The organism is Microcoleus harperi Pol14_C6 (assembly GCF_036701295.1).
In the GTDB taxonomy this organism is placed as follows: domain Bacteria; phylum Cyanobacteriota; class Cyanobacteriia; order Cyanobacteriales; family Microcoleaceae; genus Microcoleus.
Genome location: NZ_JAUBQN010000043.1, coordinates 45,094 through 54,917 on the forward strand (window position 1 = coordinate 45,094; position 9,824 = coordinate 54,917).

Annotated in this window: 8 protein-coding genes; 4 read left to right on the plus strand and 4 right to left on the minus strand. The window is 46.6% G+C overall.

Annotation, left to right across the window (positions count from 1 at the left end; all coding sequences use genetic code 11):
- Positions 1 to 16: 16 nt before the first annotated feature.
- A complete protein-coding gene (locus tag QUA27_RS22955; RefSeq protein WP_333070809.1) occupies positions 17 to 1,189 on the minus strand; it encodes an NAD(P)/FAD-dependent oxidoreductase in 1,173 nt (390 codons plus the stop codon).
- A 212-nt stretch (positions 1,190 to 1,401) separates the two neighbouring features.
- Between QUA27_RS22955 and QUA27_RS22960 the strand changes: the two genes are divergently transcribed.
- Together QUA27_RS22960 and QUA27_RS22965 are read left to right on the plus strand one after the other, a co-directional pair.
- Positions 1,402 to 1,680 carry a hypothetical protein gene (locus tag QUA27_RS22960; RefSeq protein WP_333070811.1) on the plus strand — a complete coding sequence of 93 codons (279 nt, stop codon included), beginning with the start codon at positions 1,402 to 1,404 and terminating at the stop codon, positions 1,678 to 1,680.
- Between the two features lie 51 nt (positions 1,681 to 1,731).
- Positions 1,732 to 2,271 (plus strand): DUF2231 domain-containing protein, encoded by a 540-nt coding sequence (locus tag QUA27_RS22965; RefSeq protein WP_333070813.1) that lies wholly within the window; start codon positions 1,732 to 1,734, stop codon positions 2,269 to 2,271.
- A 67-nt stretch (positions 2,272 to 2,338) separates the two neighbouring features.
- Here QUA27_RS22965 and cutA read toward each other — a convergent pair whose 3' ends face one another.
- The 3 genes from cutA to QUA27_RS22980 form a co-directional block, all read right to left on the minus strand.
- Positions 2,339 to 2,659, minus strand: a complete 321-nt coding sequence (gene cutA, locus QUA27_RS22970; protein ID WP_333070815.1) for a divalent-cation tolerance protein CutA — start codon at positions 2,657 to 2,659, stop codon at positions 2,339 to 2,341.
- A gap of 273 nt (positions 2,660 to 2,932) precedes the next feature.
- Positions 2,933 to 3,832 carry a pentapeptide repeat-containing protein gene (locus QUA27_RS22975; RefSeq protein ID WP_333070818.1) on the minus strand — a complete coding sequence of 300 codons (900 nt, stop codon included), beginning with the start codon at positions 3,830 to 3,832 and terminating at the stop codon, positions 2,933 to 2,935.
- A gap of 254 nt (positions 3,833 to 4,086) precedes the next feature.
- Positions 4,087 to 6,618, minus strand: coding sequence for a VIT domain-containing protein (locus QUA27_RS22980; RefSeq protein ID WP_333070819.1), 2,532 nt, complete (start codon positions 6,616 to 6,618; stop codon positions 4,087 to 4,089).
- A gap of 329 nt (positions 6,619 to 6,947) precedes the next feature.
- Here QUA27_RS22980 and QUA27_RS22985 point away from each other — a divergent pair, with 329 nt between their 5' ends.
- Positions 6,948 to 7,940 (plus strand): Rpn family recombination-promoting nuclease/putative transposase, encoded by a 993-nt coding sequence (locus QUA27_RS22985; protein WP_333070822.1) that lies wholly within the window; start codon positions 6,948 to 6,950, stop codon positions 7,938 to 7,940.
- A gap of 106 nt (positions 7,941 to 8,046) precedes the next feature.
- Positions 8,047 to 9,705, plus strand: coding sequence for a CTP synthase (gene pyrG, locus QUA27_RS22990; RefSeq protein WP_333070824.1), 1,659 nt, complete (start codon positions 8,047 to 8,049; stop codon positions 9,703 to 9,705).
- The last annotated feature ends 119 nt before the right edge of the window (positions 9,706 to 9,824 follow it).

Consider the following 9,824-nt stretch of genomic DNA (forward strand, 5'->3'; position numbering starts at 1 on the left):
TTAAAATTAGTCATTGTCAGCAAAATCTATGGGGAGACAAAAGCGCGATCGCCCTATCTTCTTCTCCCCCCGCCGCATTTGCAAATCGCTCAGCCAAAGCAGGTACAATCACCAAAGGATTGCTGAGACCCGAAAAAACCTGCAATCCAGGGCGATCGGCAATCGGCCCCACTACAGGCAAATTATCAGCGCTAAATGCCACACTACACTCGTGCCAAGTTGCAGGTAAACCTGCCAAATCAGGCAAAACCTTGCGAATTCCTGCCCGAATTGCCGTTTCGCTGGTTTCGCGATCGACTTTAGCATTCAAATCGCTCAAAGTGCGCGACAATTGCCCGATCCGCAAACTCCCATCCTTAAACCCAATTGCACCCGAATCTAAAATCGGCGGCTGTAACTCTTTACCCGGTTCATCCCAAAGAAAATCCACCTCACTTCTACTCGATTCAGCTTCCAATTCAAAACGTTTTAATACCGCAGGCATCACCAAAGTCCTGAGTTTCAAATCCACAGGTGCAGTTTCCAAAATCTCCGTGCGAGTAAAATAAACTCCCACAGAAACACCAGCGGCTTTCAGCAAACTCCGACTCCAACCTCCAGCACAAACCACAGCATTTTCACAACGATAAATTCCCTGCGCCGTCTTGACTCCCGAAATCCGATTTCCCTCTTCTATAAACCCAATTACTTCAGCAAATTCTATCGTTCCTCCCAACCGTAGAAACCCTTGACAATAAGCTTTATTTGTGGCTGTCGGCGAAATGTGACCGTGACGCACAGTCAGAGCTCCGGCGATCGCACTTTTATTCAGCAAAGGTTCCAACTCGCCAGCTTCTGCAACACTCAAAAGCTGCGGAACAATCGCAAAATGCGCGTAATTAGACGCCACTTTTTCGGCATCACTGCCCGAATCAATTGTCAGCAACAAATCCAACTCGCGAAACTCAGTATCAGCATCTAATTCCGCAGATAAATTGCGGTGGCGTTCGATACCTTCTTGACACAATTGGCGAGTTAAATCACTCGTCCCCGACCAATAAGCCAAGCCACCATAACTAAAACGAGTAGCATTTTGCATGGCAGCATCGCGTTCCACAAGCAGCACAGCAAAACCTTTTTTTGCCAGTTCGTAACTCAGTGATGCACCAGTAATGCCACCGCCGACAACAATCCAATCGTAACTTTTCATGGGCAACTCAAAGGGAAGGAAAATATCATGCTTAGATTTTAGCTTAGGTTTTTTTCCGAACCAGCCGAAAAACCTCTACCTACAGGAAGAGGCTGCCTGCGATCGCCCTAACTGAAACTTCCACCCCTCGGGAGATGTTTGTGCAGGGCGATTTTTCGTTCAATAGTAGGAATTACAGCCAGCAAAAAATTAGAAATACCAGAGAGGTTTTTATGAGTATCGACAAACCAGGCAAAGATATGGAGCGCACTGTTAATCCGGGCGATCGCATTTCCGACGAACCGCAAAGCATCGAAGAAAAAGCCCAGCAACTGGCGGTAGACCACGTGCCAGACATCACGGGCGATGTTGTTACAGTTCCAACTTATGTGATCGTAGAAGAACCCGATGGGGAAAAGAAAGCTTTGCACCACGTCAAAGATGCCGACGAAATTTCTGACGTAATTCGGCAGGCCCGCGTTGACGAAAATGGCGAGCGGATTTGGGATTAAGTTCAATCCAATAAAAACGGTTTTGTTGTACAAAATTAATCGCTAGAAATCATGGAAACAAATCAAAGAAATAGTACCCCCTATCCGAATATTCCGCCGATTCTAGAAAGTGACGACAGAGAGTATCGCGACGCCGGCATTACGAGTACGCTTTCAGTTGCAGGCCATCCCATCCACCCCATCATCGTCATCTTTCCGGTAGCCTTTTTAGTAGGAGCCGCGGGCACGGACATCGGTTATTGGCTCACAAGCGATCCGTTTTGGGCGAGAGCTTCGGTTTGGCTGATGGGTGTCGGTTTTGCTGCGGGCATTTTGGCAGCAATCACGGGCTTTTTAGATTTTTTCAAAGTTAAAAGAGTGCGCGAGCGCAGTGCTGGCTGGTTGCACATGGGCGGCAATGTGGCGGTTATGGTACTTACCCTGATTAACCTGGTGTTGCGACAAGGTAATCCGGCTGAGCCGATCGTATATACAGGTTTAGCAATATCGATCGTCGTTGCAACCTTGCTGGGCATTACAGGCTGGTTCGGCGGCGAACTAAGTTTTCGCCACAAAATCGGCGTCATTGGCCCTACCAGTCATAATTCCTAGGTTCCTGAGCATTTGTAGTAGGGGCTTTCGTCCCTCTTCATTTGACACTTTAGGACTAAAGTCTTGACTACAAACTTAAAGATTGTCCCAGCCAATTGAGATAAGCATCACTGCCAGCGATAATAGGAATAGCAATAATTTCGGGAACTTCATAGGAATGGAGTTCCTGAACTTTTGTTTTTAAAGCCTCAAATTTAGCCATATCAGTTTTAATCACCAACTGCCACTCTGACCCGGCATGAATCTCGCCTTGCCAAGTATAAATAGAGCGAATTGGCGACAAACTCACACAAGCAGCCAGCTTGTTTTTAACTAAATTTTTAGCGAGATTCTCCGCCTCCGCCTCCGATGCAGCAGTTACCAGCACCACCCCAAAATTAACAGTCATAGCGATTTTAGATTTGAGATTAAAGAATTGATTTCAACAGAAAACCTTGAGCGTAATTCTTTGTAGCTCCAGAGCAATGCCCTTTCCGGCGAGGATATCTACCACTTTTAATAATTCTAGTTACCGGATTTAATCGATCGTGTCGCATCTAAATTTTACAGTCAAGTTGGAGGAAATTATTGGGGGGGGTTGGGGTTGGGCGAGATGCCCGCTGAAAAATCCAATTCAGATACGCAATTACCAATTCCCCACTTCCAAATTCCCCCTTTCCCATTACCCATTTTTAATTTCTGTCACTTCCCAAGAATTGACTCTGCCAGCCCCAGCTAAAGAAAAATAGCGTCTAGTAGATTCCGGCAAAATAGCTCCCGCCAACAAAGCATTATCTAAATTAGCTCCTATTAACGTCGCCTCGCTCAAATCTGCTGCCATCAAATCAGCTTGACACAACTTTGCCCAATTCAGATTTGCCCCTCTCAAACAACTTCCCCTCAACTTAGCGCCGGTTAAGTTTGCACCCGCCAACTTCACCCCACGCAACTGAGCCGCGCTGAAATTCGCCCCCACCAAATTCGAGCCTTCCAAATTAGCTCCCATGAGTTTAGCTTCGCTCACGTTAATGCCGCTTAAATCTACACCGCAGAGATTCACCCCTGTCAACTGCGCTCGCCGCAGACTGACTCCGGTTAATTGAGCTCCAAAAAGTTTTGCACTATTGAGCCTTGCACCGTAAAGGTTGGCCCAGTTAAAATTAGCTGCCGTCAGATTCGCGCCCAGCAAGTTAACTAATTGCAAGTCGGCGCTGCACAAATTGGCATTCCACAACACAGCGCCCCGCAGGTTTGCGCTAGTTAAAGTTGCGCCGCTTAACCTTACTCTGGGCAATTTTGCTTTTACCAAAAAAGCTCCACTCAAATTAGCTTTTGTCAAATCTGCACCCGAAAGTTGGGTTTCGCCCATTTTGGCAAAAGTCAGATTTGTTCTTTGCATCTGTGCATCGTTGAGTATTGCTTTGGTGAGAAACGCCCTGCTGAGGTTCGCCCCGGAAAGATTAGCTCGCGAAAGGTTGACTCCGATTAAGATTGCTCCGCTGAGGTTTTTCCCGCTGAGATCGGCTCCAGTAAAGTCTCTTTGTCCTTTTTCGTAATTGTTGAGCAGTTCACTAACTTCCATAGGGCATCATACCTTCTATGATTGTGGGGTTTCGATCCAGAAATCTTTACTGTTAAGGTTGTTTCAGAAAGGAAACTGTTTCAGAAAGGAAACTGTTTTAGCGTTTGCCTCAAACGGTATAAATTTCATTAACATCACTTTCTGTTTAAAGGCAATCTCTTAATAAAGATTTTATATCTTCCACGGGGTAGCGATCGCGCTTTCGGTATTTTTGAATTAAAAGTTAATGTTTTGTGACATAGTATAGTCCTGGCTTAACGATCGACCGTTATTTGCAACTTCAGGCGCAGCGTGCCCTTGAACCCTGCAGGAGGTTGCCAGGAACTCATGGCTCTCTTGAGAGTCTCTACGGCGTCTGTTGCTTGCAGCGTTGAGGTTTTAGTGTCGATCGCCACTCGGGCAACGCGGCCGTCTTGTACCGATAACTCCCACACCATTTCACCGCTAACCCCCGCCGGGAGATTAACCGATTGCAGGTATTGAGTCAAAGCGGCGAGTGCCCCGGCATCCAACCCTTCGGCGCTAACTACTTGGATGCGAGAAGCCAAAGGCTTCTGGGGTTGCAACTCACCGTAACCGGGCTGCCGCGGCATAGCAGGAGTTGGACTCACCGGTGCCGAGTGGCGATTCGAGGTAATGCTGGGAGAGCCGCCTCTAGTTGGCTCAGCCGCCTCGGACTCGAAAATACCCTCATAGCTGACACCCTGCGGTAATTCCACAGGCACTTGCACGCGGCGACGAGTTCCATCTGGTTCGACTCGCACTTCTTCGCTCACAGCCACAAAAGCCGTGTATTCCGACAGCAAGCGATAAGTCAGAGCAGTATTAGTCACAGCTTCCACCAGAGATTTAGTCTCTCCAGCAAACATTTGATTCATTAAATCTTTAATGCGCGATCGCCCCCAAAGTTGAGCTACCGCCGGATTGCCAAAATCCGTAGCGCCTGCTGCGACTGAAGTTGACTCTCGCTGCCGCCCGCCGGATTTAGCAAAATTAACAGGTAAAACTTGCTCGTAAGCTTTGCCGCCTGCAAGAGTGCCGCGGATGCGAAGTTGGCCGGGGGCTCGATCGGTCTTTTTGCCAAACAAAACCAGCGGCCCACTAGCAAACAAGTCTGGGGGTGCGATCGGATAAATCTGCGGTTTTTCCCCCATTCCTTCCCAACTAATTTGAATATTAGTCAATACCGGACTATTAATTTCACGAAAAAACTTTTCTGCCGCTTCTGCCGACGGTTCATCTTGACGAATTACCTGAGACGTGCCTCTTCCCACTTCCGCCAAACGGTTAATCAAAAACCGATTCACCGAACCGCCGACACCAAAACTATAAAGTCGATTTCCAGGTTTCAGACTCTGCTGAACCAGAGCCAGCACTTCATTTTCATTACCAATGTAACCGTCAGTAATTAGTACAATACTCCGCAGCCTTCCCCTTGCCGCTGCCGGAAAATTCATAACGGTTTGAATGCCGTTAAGCAGTTCAGTACCGCCGTTTGCCTGCAACTTTTCGATATAATTAATTGCTTTTTGTCGATTTTCTGCAGTATTTGCTAAAGAAGTTGTTGAAAGCGCTTGCGCAGTGTTGGCAAAATCAATAATAGTAAAAGTATCGTTGGGATTGAGCCCTTGAATGAAGCGGCGCATCAACTCCTTAGATTTTGCCAGGGGTTCGCCCTGTTGAGAACCGGAAGTATCCATCAGAAACACGACATCTTTAGGTACAATTTCATTAGTTTTGTAGTTTAAAGCCGGAATCAAATAAGTAGCAAAATGACCGCCCCGCTTGTCTGATTGAGTCAAAATAGTTGCCCGAGTATTTTCGCCCGCGACTCGATAGCGCAGAATTAAATCTTTATTGGGAATTGTGTCAGAATTGGCTAATTGGACTTGCACAATATTGCCGCTGCGGTGAGTGGTAATTTGATGGGAAGTAGAGCGCACATCACCGATTGCAAAGCCGGCATCTATTTCTACCGAAACAGCGATATTGTGGCCCGATCGTGTTCCCGGAGGCAAAACAGGCGGGTTAATGCGATCGGCACCAGAACTATAGCCCCCCCTTAGCAAGGGGGAGTTGGGGGGGATCGTATTTCCCGAAATATAGCGCGGCCCTACCACCATTGGAAACACAAATTCGTAATCGCCGCCAGCAAACTTGAGACTTTCGGTATAGCGAATCGTAACTTCAATTTTTTCTCCCGGTTTGATATTAGCGAGAGACTGAGTAAAAATATTGTCGCGTTCTTGTTCCAACAAACCCGCAGTCCGGCCTTGCTTTCTGGCTTGTTCGTAAATTTCCAAAGCTTCCTCACGCAGTTTGATATCAGCTTTAATAATTCGTGAGCCTATTTTAATTTCCATATCGTCCACCGCTGCTTCGTCGGGTAAAGGAAATATATAAACAGCTTCTATAGATTCGGGAAAAGGATTTTCAAACTTCTGAACAACTTCGACGCGGGAGATATTGCCAGCAATTTTGGCTTTAACTTCAGTCTGCTTGAGAGGAAAGACTTGTTCTTGAGTGGTATTGGGAGTTTTGACGAACAAACCGCCTACTCGACAGCTAGTTTCGGGCGATCGCGCCCCATTGCAATTAACATCGTTACTAGCGAGGATTTTCGGCGACACAGACGAATAATTTTCCCCAGGAGCTTTTGCCCGCGCCGCATTTGGAGCGAGCCACGCGCCACACTCGTTAGCGAAGCCCTCGAAGAGGATCGCAGCGAGCAATGCGATACCAGCAGAAAGCAACCGTTGAGGGGATAGAACGCAGACAAACTTCATAGCTGTTTTTTTTAGCAGACTTGAGGTGCTATCTTTACCATGACTTTACGCTTCGCGAAACGTTCCTGAGTTAGCTTTCTGAGAAAAATCACCAAGGGCGTAGGGCTGATTTTAGATTTTAGGTTGACTCGCCTAGGGGCGGACTGGGCGCTGGAATTTTTGTCGAAACCATGATTGCTCAGGGCGACTGCTGTCGGCCGCACGATCCGTATTTGGGTGATGTCGGTTGGGGCGATCGTCCGCGAACTCAACCTAGAAAATTGTATGATAGTTAAATAATTAAATAACTCTAACCTCAACCTCTCAAGCTCTAATAAATTGAAAAAGCCATGAATTTTATTAACCCCAAAACCGACTTTGCCTTTAAAAAAATCTTCGGCTCTGCTGACAGCAAAGACATTTTGATTAGCTTCTTAAATGCCATGCTCTACGAAGCGCAGCCAGTCATCGAAGATTTAGAAATTCTTGACCCTTATTTAGCTCCCAAAATCAAAGGAGTCAAAGATACTTACTTGGATGTCAAAGCAAAAATTGGTGGCACCAAAACAGTGATAATTGAAATGCAGGTATTGAATGTAGAATCCTTTGAGAAGCGGATTTTATACAATGCTACAAAAGCTTACTCAGTGCAATTGAAAAGCGGAGAAAACTACAACCTCTTAAATCCCGTGATTGCGTTGACGATTACAGATTTCCAAATGTTTGAGCATCTGGAAACAGTAATTTCGCGGTTTTGTATCAAAGAAAAAAACAATCTGGTCGAGTATTTGGCGGATGAATTAGAATTTGTCTTTGTTGAGTTGCCAAAATTTGACAAGACTTTAGCAGAATTAGAGACTCTGACTGATAAGTGGATATATTTCATGAAAACAGCTCGGACGTTAAGGTCTGTGCCGGAAGAGTTGGGAAATGTACCGGAACTCCGCAAAGCTTTTACAATTGCCAATGAAGCAAATCTCGATCCTGATGAATTGGAAGATTTAGAAAGGCGAGAAATTTTTATTCAAGACCAGCGCGGTGCAATTACCAAAGCTACCAGAATCGGGATAGAACAAGGAATAAGACAAGGCATCGAACAAGGCATCGAACAAGGCATCGAACAAGGCATCGAACAAGGCATCGAACAAGGCATCAAACAAGGAAAGTTGCAATTAGTTGTTCGTTTATTGGAGCGCCGTGTCGGCCCGTTATCGTCGGAGATTCAAACTCGCATCGCTCAGTTATCCGCTCAGCAATTAGAGAATTTAGGAGAGGCCGTCTTAGAGTTGGCCAGTGTGTCAGATTTGACAACTTGGTTGCAAGCACATAACAATCGTCAATAATTTGGTCAAATGGGTGTAGGGGCAATCCCCCGTGGTTGCCCTTATGGATTACCTATGTCACATTTGAGTCTGACCTGACATTGAAACATCTAAAGTCGAAAATCCTATGAGCAAATTTGTGTTTGTGACTGGCGGCGTGGTTTCCAGCATCGGCAAGGGAATTGTCGGTGCTTCCTTGGGCCGCCTATTGAAGTCGCGGGACTATTCGGTCTCGATTTTGAAGCTAGACCCGTATATTAACGTTGACCCCGGCACTCTGAGCCCGTTTCAGCACGGAGAAGTCTTTGTGACGCAAGACGGTGCGGAAACTGACCTGGATTTGGGGCACTACGAGCGTTTTACCGATACTTCCATGTCTCGCCTCAATAGCGTCACCACCGGTTCCATTTATCAAGCGGTGATCAACAAAGAACGCCGCGGTGAGTATCAGGGCAGCACGGTGCAGGTGATTCCGCACATCACTAACGAGATTAAAGAGCGAATTCATCGGGTAGCAAAAAATACTAATCCCGATGTCGTGATTACGGAAATCGGCGGAACGGTGGGAGATATTGAATCTTTGCCGTTTTTGGAGGCAATTCGCCAATTTCGCAAGGATGTCGGCCGGCAAAATGTTGTGTATATGCACGTCACGCTGATACCTTGGATTCCTTCGGCTGGAGAGATGAAAACTAAACCGACTCAGCATTCGGTGAAGGAATTGCGGTCGATCGGCATTCAACCAGATATTTTAGTCTGTCGGTGCGATCGCCCGCTGTCTTTGGGCATGAAACAGAAATTGTCGGAATTCTGCAACGTACCCGAAGAATGCGTCATCACATCTCAAGATGCTAAAAGTATCTACGAAGTACCCCTGATGATGGAACAGGAGGGTTTGGCCCAACAAACGCTCAATTTGCTGCAACTCGAACATCGCCAGCCAGATTTGCATCAGTGGCAAACTTTAGTCAACAGGCTTTACAGTCCCAATCACAAAATTGATATTGCTTTAGTTGGCAAATACGTGCGGTTAAACGATGCTTATCTTTCGGTGGTCGAAGCTTTGCGGCACGCGGCAATTGCGATCGGCTGCGACCTGAATTTGCGCTGGATTAACTCAGAAGATTTAGAATCGGGAAACCTCGATAATTATCTCAAAGATATCAACGGCATTCTTGTACCGGGAGGTTTTGGGGTTCGAGGAGTTGACGGCAAAATAGCGGCGATCGAATATGCCAAACACCATAAAATACCCTTTTTGGGATTGTGTTTGGGGATGCAGTGTGCTGTGATTGAATGGGCCCGCAACACCGCCCAACTCAAGGATGCCAACAGCGCTGAATTTAACCCGGATACATCAAATCCGGTAATTAATTTATTGCCAGAACAGCAAGATGTAGTCGATTTGGGCGGTACAATGCGACTGGGTTTGTATCCGTGCCGCGTCAACCCAGACACCCTCGCTTTCAAACTTTATCAGAAAGAAGTGATTTACGAGCGGCACCGCCATCGGTACGAATTCAACAACGCCTACCGCAATCTTTTCTTAGAATCGGGTTATGCAGTCTCCGGCACATCTCCAGACGGCCGATTAGTAGAAATGATCGAATTGCCGAACCATCCCTTTTTCATAGCCAGTCAATTTCACCCCGAATTCCAATCTCGACCTAGCGCCCCCCACCCATTGTTTCAAGGGTTTATCCAGGCGGCTAGCATCCAGGGAAAGCAGGATGTTTTAGAAGATGAGGGTCGCGGCTTGGTTGCCGAGAAAGTTGCAGCAAACTGATCTCATATCATGTGCGATCGATTAGTTCTGATATATTAGATGTCTGTAGATACTGTCTTGACCTGTCAAGGGGTAGCAGTCAAATAATTGGGGTCGAAAGGCTTTTGGGATTTTAAAAT